The organism is Peribacillus sp. YIM B13481 (assembly GCF_042787985.1).
In the GTDB taxonomy this organism is placed as follows: domain Bacteria; phylum Bacillota; class Bacilli; order Bacillales; family DSM-1321; genus Peribacillus; species Peribacillus simplex_A.
This window is the reverse complement of sequence record NZ_JBHZPE010000008.1, coordinates 1-26,700: the sequence shown is the minus strand read 5'-3', so window position 1 is coordinate 26,700 and position 26,700 is coordinate 1. Positions and strand designations below refer to the sequence as shown.

General features: G+C 42.4%; 22 protein-coding genes. 18 read left to right on the top strand and 4 right to left on the bottom strand.

Going from position 1 to position 26,700, the window contains the following annotated elements:
• Positions 1-179: 179 nt before the first annotated feature.
• Together ACFX4X_RS07375 and ACFX4X_RS07370 are read left to right on the top strand one after the other, a co-directional pair.
• On the top strand, positions 180-1,487 hold the full coding sequence (locus ACFX4X_RS07375; RefSeq protein WP_061465776.1) for an HD domain-containing protein: 1,308 nt from the start codon (positions 180-182) through the stop codon (positions 1,485-1,487).
• A 32-nt stretch (positions 1,488-1,519) separates the two neighbouring features.
• Positions 1,520-2,029, top strand: a complete 510-nt coding sequence (locus ACFX4X_RS07370; RefSeq protein WP_076368383.1) for a YwgA family protein — start codon at positions 1,520-1,522, stop codon at positions 2,027-2,029.
• A 28-nt stretch (positions 2,030-2,057) separates the two neighbouring features.
• On the opposite strand, the gene ACFX4X_RS07365 is transcribed toward ACFX4X_RS07370, so the two are convergent.
• A complete protein-coding gene (locus tag ACFX4X_RS07365; protein WP_061465772.1) occupies positions 2,058-2,243 on the bottom strand; it encodes a 2-hydroxymuconate tautomerase in 186 nt (61 codons plus the stop codon).
• 146 nt (positions 2,244-2,389) lie between these two features.
• On the opposite strand from ACFX4X_RS07365, the gene ACFX4X_RS07360 reads away from it, so the two are divergent.
• Both ACFX4X_RS07360 and ACFX4X_RS07355 read left to right on the top strand, forming a co-directional pair.
• On the top strand, positions 2,390-3,046 hold the full coding sequence (locus ACFX4X_RS07360; RefSeq protein WP_089362111.1) for a site-2 protease family protein: 657 nt from the start codon (positions 2,390-2,392) through the stop codon (positions 3,044-3,046).
• Positions 3,047-3,084: 38 nt separating this feature from the next.
• A complete protein-coding gene (locus ACFX4X_RS07355; RefSeq protein WP_089362042.1) occupies positions 3,085-3,594 on the top strand; it encodes a YwhD family protein in 510 nt (169 codons plus the stop codon).
• 148 nt (positions 3,595-3,742) lie between these two features.
• On the opposite strand, the gene ACFX4X_RS07350 is transcribed toward ACFX4X_RS07355, so the two are convergent.
• The gene (locus ACFX4X_RS07350) at positions 3,743-5,812 is read right to left on the bottom strand and encodes a transglycosylase domain-containing protein (RefSeq protein ID WP_284469176.1); all 2,070 of its coding nucleotides are present in this window, start codon (positions 5,810-5,812) and stop codon (positions 3,743-3,745) included.
• Positions 5,813-6,019: 207 nt separating this feature from the next.
• On the opposite strand from ACFX4X_RS07350, the gene speE reads away from it, so the two are divergent.
• From speE to argS, 4 genes are all read left to right on the top strand, one after another.
• On the top strand, positions 6,020-6,847 hold the full coding sequence (gene speE, locus ACFX4X_RS07345; RefSeq protein ID WP_061465766.1) for a spermidine synthase: 828 nt from the start codon (positions 6,020-6,022) through the stop codon (positions 6,845-6,847).
• A 13-nt stretch (positions 6,848-6,860) separates the two neighbouring features.
• Positions 6,861-7,739 (top strand): agmatinase, encoded by an 879-nt coding sequence (speB, locus tag ACFX4X_RS07340; protein ID WP_061465765.1) that lies wholly within the window; start codon positions 6,861-6,863, stop codon positions 7,737-7,739.
• 277 nt (positions 7,740-8,016) lie between these two features.
• Complete coding sequence (locus tag ACFX4X_RS07335; protein ID WP_061465763.1) at positions 8,017-8,457, top strand: YwiB family protein; 441 nt, start codon at positions 8,017-8,019, stop codon at positions 8,455-8,457.
• Positions 8,458-8,460: 3 nt separating this feature from the next.
• Positions 8,461-10,131 carry an arginine--tRNA ligase gene (argS, locus tag ACFX4X_RS07330; RefSeq protein WP_284469178.1) on the top strand — a complete coding sequence of 557 codons (1,671 nt, stop codon included), beginning with the start codon at positions 8,461-8,463 and terminating at the stop codon, positions 10,129-10,131.
• A 48-nt stretch (positions 10,132-10,179) separates the two neighbouring features.
• On the opposite strand, the gene uvsE is transcribed toward argS, so the two are convergent.
• Positions 10,180-11,133 (bottom strand): UV DNA damage repair endonuclease UvsE, encoded by a 954-nt coding sequence (gene uvsE / locus ACFX4X_RS07325; protein WP_377382703.1) that lies wholly within the window; start codon positions 11,131-11,133, stop codon positions 10,180-10,182.
• 27 nt (positions 11,134-11,160) lie between these two features.
• On the bottom strand, positions 11,161-12,363 hold the full coding sequence (gene cls, locus ACFX4X_RS07320) for a cardiolipin synthase (RefSeq protein ID WP_377382702.1): 1,203 nt from the start codon (positions 12,361-12,363) through the stop codon (positions 11,161-11,163).
• Between the two features lie 306 nt (positions 12,364-12,669).
• On the opposite strand from cls, the gene ACFX4X_RS07315 reads away from it, so the two are divergent.
• The 10 genes from ACFX4X_RS07315 to ACFX4X_RS07270 all read left to right on the top strand — a co-directional run bounded on the left by ACFX4X_RS07315 (position 12,670) and on the right by ACFX4X_RS07270 (position 26,571).
• Positions 12,670-14,799 (top strand): (Fe-S)-binding protein, encoded by a 2,130-nt coding sequence (locus tag ACFX4X_RS07315; protein ID WP_377382804.1) that lies wholly within the window; start codon positions 12,670-12,672, stop codon positions 14,797-14,799.
• A gap of 193 nt (positions 14,800-14,992) precedes the next feature.
• On the top strand, positions 14,993-16,183 hold the full coding sequence (locus ACFX4X_RS07310) for an acetyl-CoA C-acetyltransferase (RefSeq protein WP_377382700.1): 1,191 nt from the start codon (positions 14,993-14,995) through the stop codon (positions 16,181-16,183).
• A 31-nt stretch (positions 16,184-16,214) separates the two neighbouring features.
• The gene (locus ACFX4X_RS07305; RefSeq protein ID WP_377382698.1) at positions 16,215-17,072 is read left to right on the top strand and encodes a 3-hydroxybutyryl-CoA dehydrogenase; all 858 of its coding nucleotides are present in this window, start codon (positions 16,215-16,217) and stop codon (positions 17,070-17,072) included.
• 31 nt (positions 17,073-17,103) lie between these two features.
• Positions 17,104-18,240, top strand: coding sequence for an acyl-CoA dehydrogenase (locus tag ACFX4X_RS07300; RefSeq protein WP_284469182.1), 1,137 nt, complete (start codon positions 17,104-17,106; stop codon positions 18,238-18,240).
• 26 nt (positions 18,241-18,266) lie between these two features.
• On the top strand, positions 18,267-19,406 hold the full coding sequence (locus tag ACFX4X_RS07295) for an acyl-CoA dehydrogenase (protein WP_089362035.1): 1,140 nt from the start codon (positions 18,267-18,269) through the stop codon (positions 19,404-19,406).
• Between the two features lie 115 nt (positions 19,407-19,521).
• The gene (locus ACFX4X_RS07290; protein ID WP_061465749.1) at positions 19,522-20,154 is read left to right on the top strand and encodes a TetR/AcrR family transcriptional regulator; all 633 of its coding nucleotides are present in this window, start codon (positions 19,522-19,524) and stop codon (positions 20,152-20,154) included.
• A gap of 30 nt (positions 20,155-20,184) precedes the next feature.
• Positions 20,185-23,451: a fused isobutyryl-CoA mutase/GTPase IcmF gene (icmF, locus tag ACFX4X_RS07285; RefSeq protein ID WP_377382695.1), complete on the top strand. Its 3,267-nt coding sequence runs from the start codon at positions 20,185-20,187 to the stop codon at positions 23,449-23,451.
• A 140-nt stretch (positions 23,452-23,591) separates the two neighbouring features.
• A complete protein-coding gene (locus ACFX4X_RS07280) occupies positions 23,592-23,753 on the top strand; it encodes a hypothetical protein (RefSeq protein WP_284469183.1) in 162 nt (53 codons plus the stop codon).
• A gap of 214 nt (positions 23,754-23,967) precedes the next feature.
• Positions 23,968-24,552 carry a DNA-directed RNA polymerase subunit delta gene (gene rpoE / locus ACFX4X_RS07275; RefSeq protein WP_284469184.1) on the top strand — a complete coding sequence of 195 codons (585 nt, stop codon included), beginning with the start codon at positions 23,968-23,970 and terminating at the stop codon, positions 24,550-24,552.
• A 411-nt stretch (positions 24,553-24,963) separates the two neighbouring features.
• Positions 24,964-26,571: a CTP synthase gene (locus ACFX4X_RS07270; protein WP_061465744.1), complete on the top strand. Its 1,608-nt coding sequence runs from the start codon at positions 24,964-24,966 to the stop codon at positions 26,569-26,571.
• Positions 26,572-26,700: the final 129 nt, after the last annotated feature.

Here is a 26,700-nt window from a genome sequence, read left to right as displayed (position 1 = left end):
CATCACCCAGATTCAACACACTGCGGTGATTTTTTATTTCCTTATTTTCGAAACAAAACCAGACTGAAACTTCCGTTTTCTTACAAAATGACCCCTCTTACTAGCAAGGTGGAAGTTAGGTTTTTTTGTCAAAACACGCTATAATGTGTGCATCGAGATTATGAAAAAGAGGGTAGTTCATGGAATATTCCGCCGAAAAATTACAAGAAGAAAAAGTATTCAAGGACCCTGTGCACCGATATATACATGTTCGTGACCGGGTTATATGGGATTTAATAGGGACGAAGGAATTCCAGCGGCTTCGAAGGATCAAACAGCTGGGAACGACTTATTTAACCTTTCATGGTGCGGAACATAGCCGGCTTAGCCATTCGCTTGGAGTATATGAGATTGTTCGGAGAATCGTGGATGATGTTTTTGAGGGAAGACCGGAATGGAAACCTGAGGAACGGTTACTATCTTTGTGCGCAGCCCTTCTGCATGATTTAGGTCATGGTCCTTTCTCTCATTCTTTTGAAAAGGTGTTTGACCTGGATCATGAGCAATTCACGCAGCAGATAATCCTCGGCGATACGGAAGTGAATAAGATCCTCCTTAGAGTTGGGCGTGATTTTCCTAAAAAAGTGGCAGAAGTCATTGCGAAAACCTATAAAGGCAAATTAGTAGTCAGCCTGATTTCAAGTCAGATCGATGCTGATAGAATGGATTATTTACAGCGTGATGCCTACTTCACTGGCGTGAGTTATGGACATTTCGATATGGAAAGGCTTTTGCGTGTAATGAGGCCAAGGGAAGAACATGCCGTCATCAAACAAAGCGGGATGCATGCGGTTGAGGATTATATCATGAGTCGCTACCAAATGTATTGGCAGGTTTATTTCCATCCAGTTACGAGAAGTGCGGAGGTCATACTTACCAAGATCCTACATAGAGCGAAACATTTATATGAATCCGGTTATGAGTTTGCCCAAGAACCGAACCATTTTTATTCATTGTTCAAGGGAGAAGTGACTTTAACGGACTATTTGAAAATGGATGAAGCGGTGATGCTCTATTATTTCGAAGCATGGGAAGAGGAAAACGATGCGATTTTAAAAGATTTATGCACTCGCTTCGTTAACCGTAAACTATTTAAATATGTGGAATTCCATCCATCGAACAGTCAGATGAACAGGTTGATGGAATTAAGGACGCTTTTCAAGAAGGCAGGCATCGATCCGGATTATTATCTTGTCGTCGATTCTTCATCAGATCTGCCGTATGATTTTTACCGGCCAGGTGAGGAAGAGGAGAGGCTGCCGATTCACTTGCTGAAAAATAATGGCGAAATTCGTGAATTATCACGTGAATCCGAAATTGTCGATGCAATTTCAGGGAAAAGAAGAACGGATCATAAGTTGTACTATCCAGCAGATTTATTGCGTGATGAATCTACGAAGAAAAATATAAAAAAACAAATTCGTAAGCTTTTGGAGCTATCGGATTAAAGTGGTACATTTTTGGTGAGGAGTGACGAGCCTTGTTTAAGGATCATGCAAACATTATCAATGCAATTTCTACTGCCGGTGAAATCTCGGGTCGGAAAAAATTACAAAAAATCGTTTATATCGCGAAGAAGCTGTCCTTCCCATTTCATGAAAAGTTTCAGTTTCACTTTTATGGACCGTATTCGGAGGAGTTGACCTTACGGATTGAAGAGCTCTGCGAAATGGGTTATTTGAATGAAGTAAGGGAAAAAAAAGCAGGCTATTATCAATATTGTTATTCGATAACGGATGCCGGCCAGGATTTCCTATCCATACAGGAAGTGGAGATGCCGGCACTTGAGGCATGCTTACTCGATATGAACGAACAGAATGCCCGGTTTTTGGAGCTGGTTTCTACGGTGTTATACTTTGACACGCTAGAAAAAGAGGAAGTCACCGAGAAAATTTTCACGCTGAAAAGCAAACAAAAATATACGCTTGAAGAAATTGATGAGGCATATGAATATATTGAGCAGTTAAAAACAAAAGCTAAGCCGAATTGATGGCTTAGCTTTTACCATTATGTAAATCTTATTGATCGCTTTTACGGACACCGGCTACTGCTAAATGATTTTTTGACATTTCTTCAATGAAAATCGTCACGGCTTCAGCTGGTGCTCCAGTTGTTTCCGTAACGGCTGCCGTCACCTTTTCAACTAAAGCCTTTTTTTGTTCGTCTGTACGGCCTTCAAGCATTTTGACTGTTACATATGGCATCTCTCATTCCCCCCTTCCTCTCTTATCTTGTAGTGTTTCACAATGGAAAAGTAATTGCAAGATGTGGAAGTCAGAGTTTTTTCACTTCTTGCTCTTTTGATGTATACTAACGGTAATAAATATTGGGGGAGAAGCTATTGGACCAAATAGAAAGATTTTTAGCTTATAGGTTGGAAGACCTTCCATATGTCATTGTGTCACTGTTAATCGCCTTTACGGTTCATGAATTTTCACATGCTTATGTAGCCTATAAGTTCGGTGATCCGACAGCTAAAAATGAAGGAAGAGTCACATTGAATCCGATTTCTCATTTGGATCCGATCGGAACATTGTTGATATTAATAGCTGGATTTGGTTGGGCTAGGCCTGTACCGGTTAATCGTTTTCATTTCAAGAATCCAAAATTGGCAGGAGTGCTCGTCTCTTTTGCCGGCCCGTTCAGTAATTTGCTTGTTGCAATTTTAGGGTATTTAATTTTTTACGGATTACTGGCGGCAGGCGTTGGACCTGATTTACCGTTTTTCATTCAGCCATTCTTCGAGATGCTCATCAACTTAAATATCCTTTTGTTTGTATTTAATCTGATACCGCTGCCGCCGCTCGATGGTTATAGGATCGTACAGGATCTTGTTTCAGCTGATTTGCGGGCAAAAATGACCCAGTATGAACAATATGGCTCCCTGATTTTTTTGATTCTGATCATCACACCGCTAAGCCGTTATACAATTAGCCCGATTTTGAACAATGTTGTGCCATTGGTAGGCGGCGCCTTGAATCAGTTCTTTACACTTTTGCTTTTTTAAATTATATGGAATGACAAACGATAAAGGGGGATACAAACATGGAAGAACAACCAAAGAAAAAGGTAGGCTTCAATATTATAAAAAACGACCCTACAGAAGGTCATGGCGGATATGGAGCAGGGGTTTTGACGCTCGATAATATCTCTCCGGTCATCATCGATGTGGATGCAGGTGAAGCCGAGGTCGATATCGGCGCGATGCATGCAAGGAGTGCAGTGGAAAAAGGGATCAAGTTTTTAAAGACTAAAGAGGAGGTCCCGAATGCCAAACCTTACTGGCTTGTTTGGGTGACCATTGAAGCCACTCAAAATGGTCCGCACTATGCAGGTGTGACAGCGTGTGAAATGATGGTCGACCGGTCAATTAGACGCGGTTACAAATCCCTTCCGGAGCATGTTAACCGGATGGATAAATCGCTTAAACGGCATATCATCGTCGAGGACATGGACGATAAATCAAAACGTATACTTGCAGACTTCCTGAAAAACCATGATGCAGGAATGTGGGAGCGCTCTTCAGCAAAGCTCAAGGAGTCATTGACGGTTTGAATTTGATTTAATGGATGAAATGTTAAGTTTAGTGAAAAATGCACTTGTAGGAAACGGATAAAATCAGTAAACTTAAAGACAGCAGTTTAGACACTGTGGAACTAGGACAGAAAAACCCCGAAGCCGCTACCGGCTTCGGGGTTTTTCGTTATCCCCATGGTTTTAAGACTTTTTTATACCACGGGGACTTTTTTTGCTCTCCTTCTTTTGGGGCATGTTTCGGACCCTTACCCTTAAAGTGCTCGGCACAGTATTCGACAGGTTCAGTTCCTTTAACATAATAAGTCAGTCTTGAGACAGGACAATCCTTTGTTGCCAATTTTCCGCTTGCGGGATTCACGTTTACCCCGATTACGTTTTTCGTTTCCTTAAACGATTTTGCCGGTTTCCCCTGTAGGCCCTTTTCCATATAGGAAGCCCAGATTTTCTTAGCATAGCTTTTTTCAGCGGGGATCTCGATCTTTTTCCCTTGATCATACCCAGTCCATACTCCAGCTACAAGCTCCGGTGTGTAACCGATCATCCAACTATCCGTCGGGGTGGAACCTGATTTGCCGGCATATGGGCGGGTCAGCTGGGAGTTGATGGTGCTGCCAGTCACTTTCGTATAGCCATTTAAGGTTTCATCGAAAACCCCTGTAAGCATTTGAGTCATGACAAATGCCTTATCCTCATCCAAAATCTGTTCTGGTTTCTTATTTTCATCAAAAATCACTTCACCTTTTTGATTTTCAACCTTTTTGATAAACACGGGTTCAACTTTCTTGCCACCGTTAGCCAGAATGCTGTATGCGTTCACCATTTCAATCGCCCTTACACCTGACGTACCGAGTGCCAAGGACGGAACTGCATCCATTTTCGCCGTGATGCCGAAACGATGCGCCGTATCGACCAATGTCTGTTCCCCAAGGAACAAGTGCGTTTTTACGGCGAAGATATTATCGGAAAGAGCTATGGCCTGGGCCATCGTGATTTCGCCTTCCGCATATTGATGGTTGTAATTATGCGGTGTGTAAGATGAGTGACCATCATCGAAAGAAAATGTAGTGGTCTCGCTTTTTAAGGTGGTAGACGGTGTGAAACCGTTCTCCAGCGCTGAATAGTATAGCAATGGCTTAATGGTGGAACCGGGCTGGCGAACGGCCTGCGTAGCTCGGTTGAATGGCGACTCCGCGTAATCTTTACCGCCGACCAGTGCACGGACCTCCCCGGTGTCCGGATCCATTGCCACTATCGAGGCTTGGATCCCTGAAGACTTGGGTATGATATTGGAGAGAACTTTTTCGGCAGCATCCTGCTGGGTTTCATCCAGTGTTGTATAGACCTTAAGCCCGCCCAGCTCGATCATCCGGTCATCTAAATGAAGCTGTGATTTTAAAGCCTGCTTGACTGCATCCTGGAAATAGGGAGCGGTTTTATTTGTAACCGTTCCGTGCTCACCCTTTAATGCAAGGGATGTTCGCAACGCTTCTGCGATATTTTGTTCTGAAATGTAGTTTTTGTTTTTCATGGCTTGAAGGACAACTCTCTGCCTTGATTTCGCTTTTTCAAAATTATCCAATGGAGAATAATTTGACGGCCCTTTTGGTATTCCTGCCAGCATGCTCGCTTCAGGAAGGGTCAAATCCTTGGCATCCTTGCCAAAGTAATATTGACTTGCAGCTTGGGCCCCATATGCACCATGGCCATAGTAAATCGTATTTAAATAACCTTCTAGAATATCCTTTTTTGAGTAATTCATTTCTAAACGTACCGTATAAAAGGCTTCATTAAATTTACGCGACCACGTTTTGTCATGACCAAGAAACAGGTTCCTGGCATACTGCTGGGTAATGGTGCTTGCGCCCTGGACTTTGGACATTGCCTTAATATCCGCAAGGATGGCACCGCCGATCCGTTTTATATCAAATCCATTATGAGTGTAAAATTGACGGTCCTCAACAGCGACAGTCGCTTTGATGAGCTGTGGTGAAATCGAACCCAGCCCGGCCCAATAACGTTTCTGGCCATTATCGGTTTCGCCGATCACATTTCCATTATCACTATAGTAAAGAGTGGACTGCGGCACGACCAAAGGAGGCGGACCTAATATTTTTGCATAAATCAGTAAAGAGAGAAGCAATACAAAGAGTATCGTGAGCCCGATTGTGGCAAGGATAATGAAGGCCCGTACATATTTAGTTGTCCTTTTGAATCGTTCGCTTGGAATCAATTCCATTGCTTTCACCTCTCTTATCAGAAAAGAATCTATTATCTATTACTATTATGGAAAAAAAAGAAATTTTTAAACATAAGAACTGCATTTATGAAATTTATCTTGCAATTCTGCTAGATTCGTCTATAATTTTTCTAGCTAATGACTATAACGATTTTGGGGAACCTATTAGGTGACTGACAATATGAAATGGAAAAGGAGCGTTAATAAATGAGCATTTGGTTTACTGAAAAACAAACAGAGAATTTTGGTATTACGATGAAAGTGAATCGTACTTTACATACGGAGCAAACTGAGTTTCAAAAGCTGGATATGATTGAAACGGAAGAGTGGGGCAATATGCTATTGTTGGATGACATGGTAATGACTTCACAGCGCGATGAATTCGTTTACCATGAGATGGTAGCCCATGTTCCTTTATTTACTCATCCTAATCCAGAAAACGTTTTGGTTGTAGGAGGAGGGGACGGAGGAGTTATCCGTGAAATCCTTAAACACCCAAGCGTAAAAAAAGCTACATTGGTTGATATCGATGGGAAAGTTATCGAATACTCAAAGATATTCTTGCCTGAAATAGCAGGCATGCTTGAAGATCCGCGTGTAGACGTACAAGTGGGGGATGGCTTCATGCACATCGCCAAAAGTGAAAATGAATATGACGTGATCATGGTCGACTCGACTGAACCTGTTGGACCTGCTGTCAATTTATTCACTAAAGGTTTTTATGCCGGGATTTCCAAAGCTTTGAAAGAAGATGGGATTTTTGTGGCACAATCAGATAATCCTTGGTTTAAGGCAGACTTAATTCGTGATGTACAACGTGATGTGAAAGAAATATTCCCAATCACTAGCCTTTATTTAGCGAATATCCCGACGTATCCAAGCGGCCTTTGGGCGTTCACCATCGGATCAAAAAAATATAATCCATTAGAAGTGACAGAAGACCGTTTCCATGAAATCGAAACGAAATATTATACAAAAGAACTTCATAAAGCAGCTTTCGTCCTGCCTAAATTCGTTCAAGACTTAGTGAAATAAGGGGGGCATGACAATGAAATTCGATGAAGCCTATTCAGGCAATGTATTCATTAAAAGCCATCCCGTTTTTGAGGAATCTGAAGCTGTGCTATACGGTATGCCGATGGACTGGACGGTAAGTTTCCGTCCGGGCTCTCGCTTTGGCCCTACCCGGATTCGTGAAGTTTCGATTGGTTTGGAAGAGTACAGCCCGTATTTAGATCGTGAATTAGAGGAAGTTAAATTCTTTGATGCAGGGGATATTCCATTACCATTCGGTAATCCGCAGCGCAGCATCGATATGATTGAAAAATTTGTCGACAGCGTGTTGGATGCAGGTAAGTTCCCAATGGGGATGGGAGGGGAACACCTTGTCACATGGCCTGTCATTAAAGCCATGTACAAAAAGTATCCCGATATGGCCATCATCCATATGGATGCCCATACAGACTTACGTGAGGACTATGAGGGCGAGCCGCTTTCCCATGCGTCCATCATCCGTAAATCTGCGGAACTTATCGGTCCGAAAAATGTATACTCTTTCGGCATTCGTTCCGGTTTGAAGGAAGAATTCCAATGGGCAAAAGAAAACGGCATGCACATCTCTAAATTTGAAGTTCTTGAACCTCTGAAAGAAGTACTGCCGCAGTTGGCAGGTCGTCCTGTATATGTGACAATCGACATCGATGTTCTAGATCCTGCACATGCGCCAGGAACAGGCACCGTAGATTGTGGGGGCATCACTTCAAAAGAGCTTTTAGCTTCGATTCATGAGATAGCCCGTTCTGAAATTAATGTAGTCGGCTGCGATTTAGTTGAAGTGGCACCGATTTATGATCCATCCGAGCAAACGGCGAACACGGCGAGCAAGCTGATTCGCGAAATGCTTTTAGGTTGGGTACAAAAAGGTTAATGGATGGAAGACTTGACTGTTCCTGTTTTTTAGCGGGGATGGTCTTTTTTTCATCCAATCCGGAAAAGAATTTTACACCTGATGGACTCTTTTTTTATAATTCCACCCCAATGAGTCATTCTTGCGTTAAAATCAAATGAATTGCTACAATATGATTTCGCAGGTTTATCCTCACTTTATTGGATTTACACTTTATTTTCCCGCTCCAAGTTGAAACTTCCTTGAAGAATATTTATACTTATAAAGTTAAGAACGACATGATGAAGGAAGTGTAGCTTTGACTCTTCATGATATAGATAAGCATACTATTAAAGTGACTTTACAAACAAAAATCAAGCACGGCTCAGAAACGGAAACGTATGAGCTGGTCACTTTTGGTACAAAAATGTATAAAGGTTCAGACTTATATTTGCAATATAAAGAGGAAAATGAAGCCGGTCAAACACAAACGACCATCAAGCACAAAACGGATGAAACGATCCTGCTTAGAAATGGTGCCATTAAAATGAGGCAGCTTTTCCGCTTGCAGGAAGCGACAAATGGACATTATGAAAGTATATACGGCAGGTTAGGGTTACGGACGACCGCGAAAAAAATTCATCATCAATGGGATGAGCAGTCCAAACAAGGGAAACTTGTCCTTAAATATACGTTACATATGCAGGGAAGCGAACCCGGTCAATATGAGATGACGATTTCCTATAAGGAGGAAGCATAGCACATGAATATAGTAAAAGAGGTACAGGAAAAACTGAAAGAAGAAATTAAAGCGGCAGTCATTAAAGCTGGTTTAGCAACGGAAGAGCAGATTCCAAACGTTGTATTGGAACTTCCAAGAGATAAAACACACGGAGATTATTCCACGAATATGGCCATGCAATTAACGAAGATTGCAAAGAAAGCACCAAAAATGATAGCGGAAGCAATCATCGAAAACTTTGACAATTCAAAAGCATCCATCGAAAAAATTGAAATTGCTGGTCCAGGATTCATAAATTTCTACATGAATAATTCTTATTTGACAGAATTGATTCCAGTCATTTTGAAAGTGGATGGAGCATATGGGGAAAGTGACTTTGGAAAAGGCGAAAAAATCCAAGTGGAGTTCGTTTCAGCGAATCCGACCGGTGATCTCCATCTCGGCCATGCCCGCGGTGCAGCAGTGGGTGATACGTTATGTAATATCCTGTCTAAAGCAGGTTATGATGTTTCACGTGAATATTACATCAATGATGCAGGAAACCAAATCAATAATTTGGCCTTTTCCATCGAAGCACGTTATTTCCAAGCACTTGGCCTCGAAAAGGATATGCCTGAGGGTGGTTATCATGGCGAAGATATCATTGGCATCGGTAAAACGCTTGCCAGTGAATATGGGGATAAATATGTAAATGCAGATGAAAAAGAGCGTTTTGAATTTTTCCGAGAGTACGGCTTGAAATATGAAATGGAAAAACTGAAAACAGACTTGGGGAATTTCCGTGTCGGATTTGATGTATGGTACTCCGAAACTTCCCTATATCAAGACGGTAAGATTGATGAAGCACTCAAAGTGTTGAGGGAAAGAGGCCATGTCTACGAGGAAGATGGGGCTACATGGTTCCGCTCTACAGAATTAGGCGATGATAAAGACCGCGTGCTTATTAAACAGGATGGGTCCTACACATATCTGACACCGGATATTGCCTATCACCGTAATAAACTGGAGCGCGGCTTTGAAACGTTGATCAATATCTGGGGTGCGGACCACCACGGCTATATACCGCGTATGAAAGCAGCGATCGAAGCATTAGGGTACAAACGCGAGCAGCTTGAAGTAGAAATCATCCAGCTTGTTCACCTTTATAAAGACGGCGAGAAAATGAAGATGAGTAAGCGTACCGGTAAAGCCGTCACGATGCGTGATCTTATTGATGAAGTGGGTCTGGATGCAACACGTTATTTCTTTGCAATGAGAAGTGCGGATACTCATATGGACTTCGATTTGGATCTTGCGGTATCACAATCCAATGATAATCCGGTTTATTATGCGCAATATGCTCACGCCCGTATTTCCAGCATTTTACGCCAAGGTGTGGAACAAGGGATCAGCTATGAAGGGGTCACTGATTTCTCGGCCCTTTCTACTGAAAAAGAAGTGGAGCTTCTGAAGAAATTAGGTGAGTTCCCGCAGGCAATAGCGGAAGCTGCCGAAAAACGTATGCCTCACCGCATGACGAATTATATATTCGACTTGGCTTCTACATTCCACAGTTTTTACAATGCCGATAAGGTTTTGGATGTTGAAAAGATGGAAAGAAGTAAGGCACGTCTAGGACTGGTCAAATCCGTCCAAATTACTTTAAAGAATGCATTAGCTATAATCGGGGTTTCGGCGCCGGAAAAAATGTAAAGGAAAAAGCGTCTGTTTCTAACGAAACAGACGCTTTTTTTAATTTGATTAACACTCGATGGCACCGCCGCATACCCTTTTTACACCACGTACCTTAGCTATATCTTCAATCAGCTGCAACATCGCCCGGTCCTTCATCTTGGCTTCAATCATGAAATCCACGTCTTGTCCAAGTCCCTTAAGCACTTTAAAAAGGGGCATGATGAATTCCAAATCGATATAATCAGCATGCGAGCGAAATTCACCTGCCGATTTCGGGGATGAAATATGAATCTTTGGTACCGCCCCTGCCTGACTCCAAGTGGTGAACACCTCGGTGAGCAGCTCGTTAAGAGGCTCAGTTGAAAGGTTTGCGAGATGGTGGTGGTAATCAAAGACAAGTGGAATGCCTTCCTTCTTACATACCCTCAGGGTTTCTGATGCTGTATAGGTTTTATCATCATTCTCCAAGGTCATTCTTTCCTTGACGTGGATAGGAAGCGATTTAAGATTGTCATGAACCCTTACTATGGCGGAATCTTTGTCACCATAGGCTCCGCCGACATGGATATTGATAAAAGAAGAGTCTGCAATGCCCATTGCATCAAGCATTTTATAATGGAACTCCATATCTTTTACGGCATTTTGAGTAATCTCGGGTTTAGGGCTGGTAAACAGCGTAAACTGATTGGGATGGAAGCTAATCCTCATCTTATGTTCAGAAACCCAATCTCCAAGCTGTTTCCACTCTCTTCTAAAAGGAGTGACGAAATCCCATTCTATTTCGGGATGCGTGGCTAAAGGAACAATTGAACTGGACATCCGGTATATTTCTATTTGGTGGGCCGTGTTATATTGAAGGACCCTTAAGGTATTTTCAATGTTCTGCCTAGTCACACTCAGCAGTTTTTCCATCCCTTTTTCCGGGCCAAGTGTGCTATATCGCTTGAAAGTAAGTGTCTTAGCTGGAGAAGCTTCCCATAAACAGGTTGCGTTGGATACAAATCCAAATCTTATTTTCATTATATTTTCTCCTTGAACAGCGGGATTTCAAAGAAAAGGAGAAAGGACGGAGGCCAGCGATTCTTTTGCTGATCGGACAACATTCATGGAGGAAAGCGCGTCACTGCTTAATGGCTTGGATTCAGCTAGGTCCACCGCCAATTCCTTTTCTGCATCTGCTATAAATGCCCGGTCAAATACCAGACAATTAATTTCACTATTTAAAAAAAGGCTGCGTTTATCAAAATTAGCCGTACCGATATCACAGATTGTATCATCAATAAGTATCACTTTAGAATGGTAGAACCCTCTTTGGAATTGCATGATTTCAGCCCCATCTTTTAATAGTACCCGGAAGTAGGGAAAGGATGCTTCTTTGACAAGGGCATGGTCTGATTTTTCAGGTACGATGACCGTTACGGAAACATTGCGTGCAAGGGCCTCCCTTAATTCTTGAAATAGAGTTTCACTGGGAATGAAGTATGGAGTCCCGATGATGATTTTATTATTGGCTTGCTGAATCATGCGTGCTAAGGACTGTTCAAGATCACTTCCATTCGTGACAAAAACCTGATGTACCTGCGACCCGGGAGTCAATGTCGGGAAATAGGCAGGTGTTCCCCTGTGATCCTCGTTTGTATCATAGAACCAATCCGAGAGGAAGACTTCCTGCAGGTCCCTTACCCCCTCCCCGGTCATTTTCAAATGATAATCCCTCCAAGGGTTGAGCTTTTCCCCTTGGTTAATATACTCCTTACCGATATTAAAGCCCCCAAGATAGCCGATTTTGCCGTCTATCACAGTAATTTTTCGGTGATTTCTTTTTTGTATTGTATAGAAAAGGAAAGGAAGTTTCGGTTTGAAGCTAAAAGAAAAATGAACCCCGCTTTTAGTTAGCCCCTGAATGGTTTTGCGGGAAATCTTTTTACTTCCAACCCAATCTACTAAAAGTCGCACTTCCACGCCCTCTTCCGCTTTTGATTGCAGTAACTTCAAAAAATCCTTGCTGAATTTATCATTTTTCACAATATAAAAAAGGATATGGATGGAATGCTGGGCTCGCTTGACTTCTTTCATAAAATCATCAAACAGGATTTTTCCTGATGTGAATATAGTCATGTCACTGTTCCGAGGCGGGTATTTAATGTTGGTTGCCTGCTTCATATAACGCTTATGCCCTAACTTAAGATCAACCCAGCACCAAGTGAAGATCAATAAAAATATAGAGGCAATCGTAGTGATAATCTTCAAAAAAAATCCCCCCTAAATGATTTCATTTAGTTTGGCTCAAATTCCCTGTTAGTAACCATTAAAAAGCGGGGAGAGGAACCTCAATTTTTTTTAGAATACAAAAGGGAAATTAACGGAATTGTCGAACTATACAATAAGGTGTAGAAAAATCAAATATGTTTTTAGAAGAAAAAAGTTGACTGAATGCTCATTCATTATATAATGGAGTTAATTAAATTTCAGAAAAATGCCAAATTTTCTATTTTATTTAAATGGCTGCCTTTTGGCATTTTACAATTTACAAAAAGGGGGAAAGACTGCATGGAAATGAATGGCTTGCTGTGGATCAACTTAACTGCATTCCTGATTGTAACCGCTTACGCCGCGGGTTTATTTATCTATTTGGTAAGGACTCGTATAGCTTATATAAAACTTGGCAAAAAAGTGGAATTCGATAACCGTGTGAAAGATCGTCTTGTGAAAATAGGGGTTTATGTATTTGGACAGAAGAAGCTCTTTAAAGATAAGAAAAGCGGAATCATACATGCCATGTTATTTTATGGTTTCATCTTAGTGCAATTTGGGGCACTGGACTTCTTCATTAAAGGCTTAAGACCGGGATGGCATTTACCGTTTGGCCCTGTTTATCCGGCCTTTACTTTCTTCCAGGAAATTGTGACGCTTACCGTTCTTGTCGCAATCCTATGGGCGGCATACCGTCGTTATGTCGAGAAGCTCGTTCGCTTGAAAAGGGATCTCAAAGCAGGATTGGTTGTCATCTTCATTACTGGAATCATGATTACCGTGTTACTGGGGAATGGAATGGGAATGATCTGGCATGAACACGATGCAACTTGGTCAGAGCCAGTCGCATCAAGCATTGCTTTCCTTTTTGGCTGGATGGGAACAGCAGCGGCAACAGTTGTTTTTTATGTAGCTTGGTGGCTGCATTTACTGATCATATTATCGTTCCTTGTTTATATCCCGCAATCTAAGCATGCCCACTTGATTGCCGGTCCGATAAATGTATTCCTCAATCGCCTGGACAATCCGGGAAAATTGAAGCCGGTTGATTTGGAAGAAGAAGTTTTCGACAAAGAAGGCAATCAATATTACGGCGCCAAATATATCGAAGACTTGACGCAATATCAAATGGTGGACCTCTATGCCTGTGTGGAGTGCGGGCGTTGTACGAATATGTGCCCTGCTACTGGTACCGGTAAAATGCTGTCACCGATGGATATCATCATCAAGATGCGTGACCATTTAACAAATACAGGCGCTGCTGTTACAACGAAGCAGCCATGGGTGCCATCTTTTGTTTTTGGGAATACGGAGGGAAATAAGATAGCTCTAGCGAGTGCCGCAAAGGGGGCGCAGGAATCAGCTGCAGCGACCGAAGCATACAGTCCGAGCCTGATTGGCGAAGTCATTACGGAAGAAGAACTTTGGGCATGTACGACTTGCCGGAACTGTGAAGATCAATGCCCGGTAATGAATGAACATGTCGACAAAATCATCGATATGCGCCGTTATCTGGTATTGACAGAGGGTAGGCTGGATCCAGATGCACAACGTGCCATGACAAATATCGAACGTCAAGGAAACCCGTGGGGGCTTAACCGTAAAGAGAGAGAAGATTGGAGAAGCCTTCGGGAAGATGTCAGCGTTCCTACCGTGAAGGAATTACAAAAGGCAGACGAGGAATTCGAATATTTATTCTGGGTAGGTTCAATGGGATCATACGATAACCGAAGCCAGAAGATTGCCCTTTCCTTTGCAAAATTATTGAATGAGGCGGGCGTCAAATTTGCAATCCTTGGAAATAAGGAGAAAAACTCAGGGGATACTCCTCGTCGATTGGGAAATGAGTTTGTTTTTCAAGAGCTTGCCATGAAGAATATAGAAGAATTCCAGAAGAATGAAATCAAGAAAATCGTAACGATCGATCCGCATGCATACAATATTTTTAAGAATGAGTATCCGGATTTTGGCTTGGAAGCTGAAGTGTATCACCATACTGAATTGTTAGCCAAACTTGTAAGTGAAGGCAGATTGGTGCCTCAGTATCCAGTGAATGAAACGATTACATTCCACGATTCCTGTTATTTGGGAAGGTACAATGAAGTATATAGCCCGCCGCGTGAAATTTTACAATCCATTGACGGTGTGAAACTTATTGAGATGGAGCGTAACCGTGAAAAAGGGATGTGCTGTGGAGCTGGAGGCGGTTTGATGTGGATGGAAGAGGAAACAGGAAACCGCATCAATGTGGCACGTACTGAACAAGCACTCGCCGTCAGTCCAACAGTGATCAGTTCCGGATGTCCTTATTGCCTGACCATGCTATCTGATGGGACGAAAGCAAAAGAAGTTGAGGAAAATGTTAAAACGTATGATGTAGCTGAACTGCTCGAAAAAGCGGTCATTGGTGAAAATAAATCGATTGCATCTTAATTTAAAACGGAATGCCTGCTTCTTCTATATGGAATGAGTCAAATGGAAGCAGGCAATTTTTAAATATTTACAAACTAAATATTTTAATTTTTGTAAAAATTATGTAAAATGATATTAAGCGCTTACAAAACGATTTTTTTTAACTTCATATTGAGCGAGCGTTCAATCAATGTTATTGAAGGGGGAAATAATGATGGCAAAAACAGTGATTATTAGTGGTGTGAGAACACCTTTTGGTAAATTTGGCGGCGGCCTCAGCAGTTTGACAGCATCTCAGCTTGGTGGAATAGCAATTAAAGAGGCACTTGATCGGGCAGGGGTTGATGGCGGGCAAGTAGGCGAGGTCATCATGGGGAATGTACTTCAAGCGGGCCAAGGTCAAATACCGTCACGACAGGCAGCACGTCATGCTGGAATGCCTTGGGAAGTGAAAACGGAAACCATTAATAAAGTATGTGCATCAGGACTTCGCAGTGTTACATTGGCTGATCAGATCATTCGCTTAGGTGAAGAAGAAATCATTGTTGCCGGAGGAATGGAATCGATGAGCAATGCGCCTTATATTCTTCCAAAAGCAAGGTGGGGCCTAAGGATGGGAGATGCACAACTTAAGGATACCATGATTTCGGATGGACTTAGTTGCAGCTTTACAGGCGTTCATATGGGCACTTACGGAAACAGTACTGCCGAAGATCTTGAAATCACCCGTGAGGAACAGGATAGCTGGGCTTACGAGAGTCATCAAAAAGCGATAAAAGCAATCGATGGCGGTATTCTTGCAGAAGAAATCATTGCCGTACAGGTGCCGGTGCGAAAAGGCGAACCAATTACCATCGAACATGATGAAGGCCCAAGAAAAGATACATCTGCCGGGAAGTTAGCTAAATTAGGTCCAGCTTTTAATAATGAGGGAACCATTACGGCAGGTAATGCACCTGGCGTCAATGATGGGGCAGGAGCACTCGTATTGATGAGTGAGGAACGTGCGGAAAAAGAAGGGAAAACGCCTTTTGCCTATATTGTGGCTCATGCAGAAGTGGCAGTGGAAGCAAAGGACTTCCCTAAAACGCCAGGTTTGGTCATAAATGAAATCCTGAAGAAGACAGGTAAATCGATAGAGGATATTGATTTATTTGAAGTGAACGAAGCATTTGCAGCGGTTGCACTCGCCAGTGGAAAAATTGCCAACATCGAGCCTGGAAAAGTGAATGTTAACGGCGGTGCTGTAGCATTAGGTCACCCAATCGGGGCAAGTGGTGCTCGCATCATCATTACGCTGATGCATGAATTGAAACGCCGCGGAGGAGGATTGGGCATCGCAGCGATCTGTAGTGGAGGCGGGCAGGGAGATGCCATTTTAATCGAAGTGCCAAAACAAGGATGATAGTTTCATAGATAAATGAGGAGGGGTTTTCATGAGCATTCAAAAAGTGATGGTCATTGGTGCGGGACAGATGGGATCTGGCATTGCCCAGGTTTGTGCAATGAGCGGTTATGAAGTACTTTTACACGATTTAAAAGAAGAATATGTAGAAAAGGGACTAGGGACAATTACCAAGAATCTTTCCCGTCAAGTAGAAAAAGGGAAAATGGGGCCCGGGGAAAAAGATGCGATCCTTTCCCGTTTGACAGCATCGACGGATTTAAAAAATGCAGCTGCCGTTGATTTAGTGATTGAAGCGGCAGTGGAAAATATGGAAATAAAAACAAAAATATTCGCCGAGCTGGATGAAATCACGCCGCAGCAGGTCATTCTTGCATCCAATACTTCTTCGCTTCCGATTACTGAGATAGCCGCTGCCACGAATAGGCCGGAAAAGGTAATTGGCATGCATTTTATGAACCCCGTTCCAGTCATGAAGCTGGTTGAGATCATCCGTGGCCTTGCTACATCGGATGAAGTTTATAAAGAGGTTGATAAGATGGCTGAAACCTTGAACAAGGTACCGGTGGAAGTCAATGATTTTCCAGGTTTTGTAGCGAATCGGATTTTGATGCCGATGATCAATGAGGCCATCTATACACTTTATGAGGGCGTCGCTACTAAAGAGGCGATTGACGATGTAATGAAGTTGGGAATGAACCATCCCATGGGCCCGCTTACGCTAGCTGACTTCATTGGGCTCGATACATGCTTATACATAATGGAAACCCTTCACCAGGGGCTGGGAGACGATAAATACCGACCGTGTCCGCTGTTAAGGAAATATGTGAAAGCAGGGTGGCTAGGCAAGAAAGCAGGACGTGGATTTTATGAATATAACCAATCATAGAAAGCATTTGCAGCTAGGGAGGAGTGAAGGAATGGATTTCAAGTTTACCGAAGAACAGGAAATGATGCGGAAGATGGTAAGCAATTTTGCAGAAAATGAGATTACACCTCATATCGAGACAATGGAAAGGGGAGTGTTTCCAAAAACGATCCTGCAAAAAATGGGTGGGCTTGGTTTGATGGGAATCCCCATTCCAGAAAAATACGGTGGCGCAGGTATGGATTTCATGTCGTATATCATCGCCATCAATGAGATTTCCAAAGTAAGTCCAACTCTTGGTGTCATACTGTCCGTTCATACTTCTGTTGGCACAAATCCAATCGTTTATTTTGGAACGGAAGAGCAGAAGCAAAAATATGTGCCTAAGTTAGCCGCTGGTGAATATCTGGGAGCCTTTTGCTTAACTGAGCAAAGCTCGGGTTCAGATGCCGCGAGCTTGAAATCCAAGGCAGTAGCGGTAAAGGAAGACGGAAAATATCGAATAAATGGGTCCAAGGTTTTTATCACCAACGGCGGGGAAGCGGATGTGTTTATTGTTTTTGCTTCAACCGATCCTCAGAAGGGAAGCAAGGGAATCTCTGCTTTTATCGTAGAAAAAGGGACGCCAGGCTTAATCATCGGTAAAGATGAACGTAAAATGGGCCTTCATGGTTCGAGCACCGTACAGGTGACGTTCGAGGATATGAAAGTGCCTGCTGCCAATCTCTTAGGCAAAGAAGGTGAAGGCTTTAAAATTGCAATGGCCAACTTGGATGCTGGAAGGATTGGCATTGCTTCTCAAGCTCTGGGAATTGCAGAAGGCGCCATGGAACATGCTGTCCAATATGCAAAAGACAGGGTTCAATTTGGCAAACCCATTGCAGCACAACAGGGGATCGGTTTCAAACTGTCCGAAATGGCAACAGGCATAGAAGCATCAAGGCTACTGGTCTATCGGGCGGCGTATTTACGCTCAAGTGGATTGAAGTGCGGTAAAGAAGCGGCCATGGCTAAGCTATTTGCTTCGAGGACGGCTGTCGATGTGACGATAGAAGCAGTCCAAGTGTTCGGAGGCTACGGGTATACAACAGAATATCCGGTCGAGCGCTATTTCAGGGATGCAAAGGTAACCGAAATTTATGAGGGAACGAGTGAAATACAGAGAATGGTCATCAGTAAGAGTCTATAAATACGAAAAAGACGGGGGACATGGTCATGCAATTTAAACTAACGGAAGAACATGAAATGATTAGGAAGATGGTACGCAACTTTGCCCAGAATGAAGTGGCTCCGACAGCTGCCGAGAGGGATGAAGAAGAACGATTTGACCGAGAGATTTTCGATAAAATGGCTGAACTTGGACTGACAGGGATTCCGTGGCCAGAGGAATACGGCGGAATTGGAAGCGATTACTTAGCGTATTGCATAGCGATTGAGGAACTTTCCCGCGTTTGCGCTTCTACTGGAGTGACTCTATCAGCCCATACTTCGCTTGCAGGGTGGCCAATATATAAATTTGGTTCTGAAGAGCAAAAACAAAAATACCTTCGCCCGATGGCACTGGGGGAAAAAATCGGTGCATACGGCCTTACTGAACCTAGCTCAGGCTCAGACGCAGGCGGTATGAGAACGTCTGCAAAGCTTGTAGGTGATGAATATATTATCAGCGGTTCGAAAATCTTCATTACGAACGGCGGGATTGCTGATACATATGTCGTCTTTGCATTGACAGATCCTGAATCGAAACAAAAAGGAACGAGTGCCTTTATCATTGAAAAGGACTTCCCGGGTTTTAGTGTTGGTAAAAAAGAGAAGAAGCTGGGAATCCGTTCATCACCGACCACGGAAATCATCTTTGATGAGTGCCGAGTTCCTAAAGAAAACCTTCTTGGAAAAGAAGGAGAAGGCTTTAAAATTGCGATGATGACGCTTGATGGGGGCCGTAATGGAATTGCAGCACAAGCTGTAGGCATAGCCCAAGGTGCACTGGATGCCGCAGTTGACTATGCAAAAGAGCGCGTACAATTCGGCAAGCCAATTTCTGCACAGCAAGGAATCGGTTTTAAATTGGCGGATATGGCAACGGGTGTTGAAGCTTCAAGGCTATTAACCTATCAGGCTGCCTGGTTGGAATCAGTGGGCCTTCCTTATGGAAAAGAGTCGGCCATGTCCAAACTCTTTGCTGGAGATACAGCAATGAAAGTGACGACGGAAGCCGTGCAGGTTTTCGGTGGTTATGGTTATACAAAAGATTACCCAGTGGAGCGGTATATGCGTGATGCGAAAATAACCCAGATCTACGAAGGTACACAGGAAATTCAAAAGCTGGTCATCTCAAGGATGATTACTAAATAGTATTGAAATCGAGGTTTTCCGATGAGGCATCGTCCTTACCGGAATACCCTTTTCAATTTCTTCGGAAGTATGTCTTTGGTAATTAATTGAAGGGATTCAAAAAAGGGGTTTGAAAATGGAAAAAAGAGAAGTTCTTGCATCGGTAAAGGATGAGCGGCTGGTTGAAAAAAGGCGTACACAAATGATTAAAGGGGCGGTGACCCTTTTTAAGGAAAAGGGATTTCATCGAACGACTACCAGGGAAATTGCCAAAGCCGCTGGCTTCAGTATTGGCACGTTATACGAGTATATCCGGACCAAGGAAGATATATTATATCTCGTCTGTGACTTTATCTACGATGAAGTCCAGGAAAAGCTTCAAAAAGAAATAGAACAGAGTGATGGGACACTTGAAAGTTTGAAGCTGACGATCGCTTACTTTTATAAAGTGATGGATGAAATGCAGGACGAAGTGCTGGTCATGTATCAGGAAGTGAAAGCTCTGACGAAAGATGCTTTACCTTATGTTCTGAACAAAGAAATTCGGATGGTGGGCATGTTCGAAAAGGTCATAACGAAGTGTGTTGAGAATGGGGAGCTATTGTTGACGGAAAAACAAATAAGCCTTGTTTCACATAACATTTTTGTTCAGGGACAGATGTGGAGTTTCAGAAGATGGGCTTTGCATAAAAATTACACGCTTCAAGAGTATGTTGAACTGCAGACGCAATTATTGATTCAAAATGTATCGCTTCAGAAAAGTCTCTGATATAAAAACGTTTCAATAAGGAGGAGCTAAATGAGTACAGTTGAGGTGTATAAACCAAAGAACCATATCAGATTCGTTACAGCTTCGAGTTTATTTGATGGACATGATGCATCTATCAATATAATGAGGAGAATCCTTCAGTCCAGCGGGGCGGAAGTAATTCACTTAGGACATAATCGTTCGGTGGAGGAGATCGTGAATGCTGCCATCCAGGAAGATGTTCAGGGAATAGCCATGTCATCTTACCAAGGCGGTCATGTGGAATATTTTAAATATATGTATGACCTGCTGAAAGAAAAGGGAGCCGAGCACATTCGGATTTTTGCCGGAGGTGGCGGTGTCATCATCCCGAAGGAAATTAAAGAACTCCATGATTATGGGATTGCCCGCATCTTTTCTCCTGATGAAGGGCGGGAATATGGGCTTCAAGGCATGATAAATGTATTGATGGAGGAGTGTGATTTCTCGACTGTCAAACCATCTTTACAGGAACGCTTTGATGAATTGATTGCAGGGGGAACAAATGCCATTGCCCAATTTATTACCTTTGCTGAAAATAGACTCGACGCTTCAAAGGAATCTGCGGCAGCGGTGGAGAGTCTTTTTGAGCAGATCAAGACTTCCGAAAAGAAGGTTCCTGTTCTTGGGATTACAGGGACGGGCGGCGCTGGAAAAAGTTCGTTGACTGATGAATTGATACGGAGGTTCATTAACGAAATTCCAGACGAGAAAGTCGCCATTCTATCTGTCGACCCGACCAAGCAAAAAACAGGCGGTGCCCTGTTAGGTGACAGGATTAGAATGAATGCGATTTTTTCAGAGCGAGTTTATATGAGGAGCTTAGCCACGCGTCATTCAAAAAGTGAGTTGTCTTTGGCGATAAAAGATGCCATTTCAGTCGTTAAGGCAGCTGGATTCGACCTAATCATCGTTGAAACGAGCGGAATTGGTCAGGGAGATGCAGAAATTGCCGAAATATGCGATGTATCCATGTATGTAATGACGAGTGAATTCGGTGCGCCTTCACAACTCGAAAAAATCGATATGATTGATTACGCAGACTTGATAGTCATTAATAAATATGAGCGTAAAGGCTCCGAGGATGCAAAAAACCAAGTTCAAAAACAATATCAAAGAAGCCGTACGCTTTTTGATCAAGATCCATCGGAAATGCCGGTATACGGTACAATAGCTTCCCAATTCAATGACCCAGGAACAAATGCATTATTCGCAGCACTGATTGAAAAGCTTAATGAAAAATCAGGGACGGGTTGGATTACTGCCTTTTCGAAAGAAGCGGATGTCTATAAGCAAAATGTCATCATTCCAACCGATCGCCGTTATTATTTACGTGAAATCAGTGATACGGTCAGATCGTATCATAAACGCGCGGCTGAACAAGTACGTATTGCCCGCAGGCTTTTCCAGCTTGAAGGAGCTATTGAAGCAGTTAAGGAAAATGATGGTAACGGAGGAATTGTGGCTTCTTTAGAGAATTTGAAAAAGGAAACCGCTTCAAATCTATCACCTGAATCTAAAAAAATCCTTTCAGGATGGATGGATTTAAAAGAAAAGTATGCAGGGGAGCAGTTTGTAACGAGAGTCAGGGATAAGGAAATCGTCACAAAGCTGAAAACTAAAAGTTTATCAGGTTTAATGATTCCGAGAGTATCATTGCCTAAATATGTTGATTATGGAGAAATCTTAGGATGGGTATTCCGTGAGAACGTTCCCGGCTTCTTTCCTTACACAGCGGGAGTCTTTCCATTCAAGCGTGAAGGGGAAGACCCGAAGCGGCAGTTTGCCGGTGAAGGATCGCCCGACCGGACCAACAGGCGTTTTCATTATTTGTCAAAGGATGATAATGCTAAACGGCTAAGTACGGCTTTCGATTCTGTAACTTTATATGGCGAGGATCCTGATCATCGGCCTGATATCTATGGAAAGGTAGGGGAAAGTGGAGTCAGTATCTGTACGTTGGATGACATGAAAAAGCTTTATGCAGGCTTTGACCTTTGCCACCCCTCAACCTCTGTATCCATGACCATCAATGGACCGGCACCGATCATTTTGGCCATGTATATGAATACGGCAGTCGATCAGCAGATTCAACGGAAAGAAGAAGAGCTAGGCCGCCCCCTTACGGATGCCGAAGCAGAAGAAGTGCAGGCTTATACTCTTCAAACGGTACGCGGAACCGTTCAAGCGGATATTCTGAAGGAGGACCAAGGCCAGAATACTTGCATCTTCTCTACGGAATTTGCCTTAAGGTTAATGGGAGATATCCAAGCATATTTCATTGATCGGAAAGTCAGGAACTACTACTCTGTATCCATTTCTGGCTATCACATTGCTGAAGCGGGTGCCAATCCCATTTCACAGCTGGCTTTTACATTAGCGAATGGCTTTACTTACATCGAATATTATTTAAGTCGCGGAATGAATATTGATGACTTTGCCCCGAATTTGTCATTCTTCTTCTCAAATGGGCTTGACCCGGAATATACGGTTATCGGGAGGGTGGCAAGAAGGATTTGGGCGACAGTCATGCGGGATAAATATGGTGCGAATGACCGTAGCCAGAAGCTGAAATACCACATACAGACTTCAGGGCGCTCCCTTCATGCGCAAGAAATTGATTTTAATGATATTAGAACGACACTACAGGCTTTAATGGCACTACAGGACAACTGTAACTCGCTGCATACTAATGCGTACGATGAAGCTATCACGACGCCTACTGAAGAATCCGTACGCCGGGCAATGGCCATACAAATGATCATTACAAAGGAGCATGGGCTCTCAAAAAATGAAAACCCGATGCAAGGTGCCTTTATCGTAGAGGAATTGACGGATCTGGTTGAAGAAGCTGTACTGCAAGAGTTCGATCGGATCAATGATCGAGGCGGGGTGTTGGGTGCTATGGAGACACAGTATCAGCGCGGGAAAATCCAGGATGAATCCATGCATTACGAAATGAAAAAGCATACGGGTGAATTGCCGATCATTGGGGTCAATACGTATTTGAACCCCAATCCTCCTTCCGAGGAAGCTGTGAACAGCATGGAAATTGCCCGTGCAACAAAGGAAGAAAAGGAAGGGCAAATCATAAATCTCCGGGCATTCCAGGAAAGGAATAAGGAGTTCACGGATGAGGCGCTAACTAAACTGAAATTGGCAGCCATGAATGGGGAAAATATCTTTGCTGAACTGATGAACTGTGTGAGAGTGGCCAGTCTTGGCCAGATAACCAGGGCGCTATATGATGTAGGCGGTCAGTATCGAAGAAATATGTAGAGCAAGAAGGGGGGGCACCGATTTTTAGGGGGCCCCTTTTTTAAATAATTTCCGTCTTTTTTAACAAAATGAAGATTTTACCTTATAATTATTTGGAAAAGGGGCATAAATGAAGAATCAGCCCTATTGGAGTTGAGAAAATGAACCTGAAAATGATTGGGAAAATCATAGGTTACATTCTTGCCATCGTTATTTTAATTGAATTGTATGAGCATCAATTGGGTGCCATCTCTTTTTTTATCCTGACTGTTGTATTTTTTACGGCAGCCTTTCGTCAGAAATCGAAAAAAGAAAGTGCATGATTTTTTCTGCTTAAGGGTTCCGGTGAAAGATAGACATTTAGGTAAATCTGTGAAAGTATCAGATAGAACTAGCATAAACCCATTTAGATTGTTTATAATGGAGTATATGTCTAGCAGGAATTGTCGTTATTTTATCGAAATACTGTTTTAGATTATTTTTTTATGTGAAAAAACACGGAATTCAGTGTTTGAATAGAGAAGGGAAGTGCGGAATTTGAGTTTAAAAGAACACTCAAAAGAGCAATTATTGGAAATGTCCTTAATAGAGATGGCATATGATTTGTTGGTGGAAAGAAATGAACCGATTCCATTTAAAGACTTAATAAGCGAATTAGCATCGCTGCACCATTTATCTAAAGCGGAAGTGGCAAAGAAAATTGCACAATTCTATACGGATTTAAATGTGGATGGCCGCTTCACTTCACTTGGGGACAACCGCTGGGGATTGAAAACATGGTATCCAGTTGACCAAATCGAAGAAGAAGTCGTGCATGTTGTAAAACCTAAAAAGAAAAAGAAAACGAAAAAGGCTGCTGTCGTTATCGACGATTTCGATGAACTTGAAGACGAAGATCTTGACTTTGAAGAAGATGTCGATGATCTGGATGAGGATGAAGATGACGACGATGATGATGATATTCTAGGTTCTCCAGTTATTGACGAAGTGCTTTTGGATGATGACGTGGATGATGATGATGATCTGGAAGAAGAAATAATTGAAGATGAAGCATTTGTCCTGGAAGATGATGAGGACGAAGATGAAGACGAAGAAGAGTTGAAAGAAGAGAATGACAAATAAATAATCGCCCTTGACTTTTTGAGGCGAAATTTGTAGAATCATTTTTGGGCTCCTTAAAAAAGGACACAATGATTAAATTATATCGCTCCCTTACTTTTATTGTAAGCGGAGCGTTTTTGTTTTTAATGATGGAATGAATAAATGACATCATTTTTTTATTTTTAAAAATGATTTCTCTTAGAATTGTAAAAACTATAGAGAACATATTTATGTTAACTGTCATTTAAGGAAATTTATTCTTGTTCATGTATCCTGCATGACTCTCACTAAAAACCTTTAAGTGATTAAAGGTTTGTACAGATTTTATGGTTATAGCTTTAACCGCCTGTGTGGCGGAAGATTTGATGCAGGTTCTGATTAAATGATATGAAGAACGGCATTCGAAGAAAACAATCTATAGGAGGATATAAGATGACAAAATATATTTTTGTGACAGGTGGAGTAGTTTCTTCCTTAGGAAAAGGGATAACTGCAGCTTCTTTAGGTAGACTTTTAAAAAATAGGGGATTGAATGTTACGATCCAGAAGTTTGACCCTTATATCAACTTGGATCCTGGTACGATGAGTCCATATCAACATGGTGAAGTGTTTGTAACAGATGATGGTGCTGAAACGGATTTGGATCTTGGGCATTATGAGCGTTTTATTGATATCAACCTTGGTAAACACAGCAATGTGACTACAGGTAAAATTTATTCAACCGTCCTGAGAAAAGAACGCCGTGGTGATTATTTAGGTGGAACAGTTCAAGTCATTCCCCATATCACGAATGAAATTAAAGAACGGGTTTTCCGTTCAGGTAATGAAACGAATGCCGATATAGTCATTACTGAAATTGGTGGTACTGTAGGGGATATCGAGTCTCTTCCGTTCCTTGAAGCGATTCGCCAAATTAAAAGTGATATCGGGATCAATAATGTTATGTATATCCACTGTACACTGGTCCCTTACATCAAAGCTGCTGGTGAAATGAAAACAAAACCGACACAGCATAGTGTAAAAGAATTACGCAGTCTTGGCATTCAGCCGAATATCATCGTTGCACGTACAGAAAGCCCAATTTCACAAGATATGAAGGATAAAATCGCTTTATTCTGCGATATCGATAAAAATTCTGTCATCGAATGTCTTGATGCGGATACACTTTACTCCATCCCTCTTGCGCTTCAAGCACAAAATATGGACCAAATCGTTTGTGATCACTTGAAATTGGACTGTGGCGAAGCGGATATGGAAGATTGGAAGGAACTTGTCAAAAAGGTAACTTCTTTATCAAAGAAAACGAAAATCGCTCTAGTCGGAAAATATGTTGAATTGCAAGATGCTTATCTTTCTGTTGTGGAAGCACTTAAGCATGCAGGTTACGCATTTGATGCAGATGTTGAAATCGACTGGGTGAATTCTGAAGATGTAACAAAAGAAAATGTTGCTGAACTTCTTAAAGATGCAGATGGAATCCTTGTCCCTGGTGGCTTTGGAGATCGTGGAATCGAAGGGAAAATTGCAGCGACCGAGTTTGCCCGTACGACAAAAACACCGTTCTTCGGAATCTGTTTAGGCATGCAGTTGGCATCCATTGAATATGCACGCAACGTCCTAGGATTGCCAGAAGCGCATTCAGCTGAAATTAAGGAAGATACTCCAGATCCAATCATCGATCTTCTTCCTGAGCAAAAGGATGTAGAAGATTTGGGCGGAACACTGCGTCTTGGTCTGTATCCATGTAAGCTTATCGAAGGAACTAAAGCATACGAAGCATATAATGATGAGGTTGTTTATGAACGTCACCGTCACCGTTATGAGTTCAATAACCACTACCGTCAGGCTATGGAAGAGGCAGGATTCGTCTTCTCAGGTACAAGCCCAGATGGCCGTCTGGTTGAAATCGTTGAATTGAAAGATCATCCTTGGTTTGTGGCTTCCCAATTCCATCCGGAATTCACGTCACGCCCTAACCGTCCACAGCCGCTATTCCGTGACTTTGTCGGTATGTCTTTAAAGAGCAGCAAAAAACTTTAATAAATAAAAAAACAGCCCATGTGGCTGTTTCAGTTTGTAGACAAAAGGGGTCCGGAATTAAAAAATTCCGAACCCCTTTTTGAGATTCCCTTTGAATTTTTGCCTGAAGTTAGGAGATTGGGGCTCTAC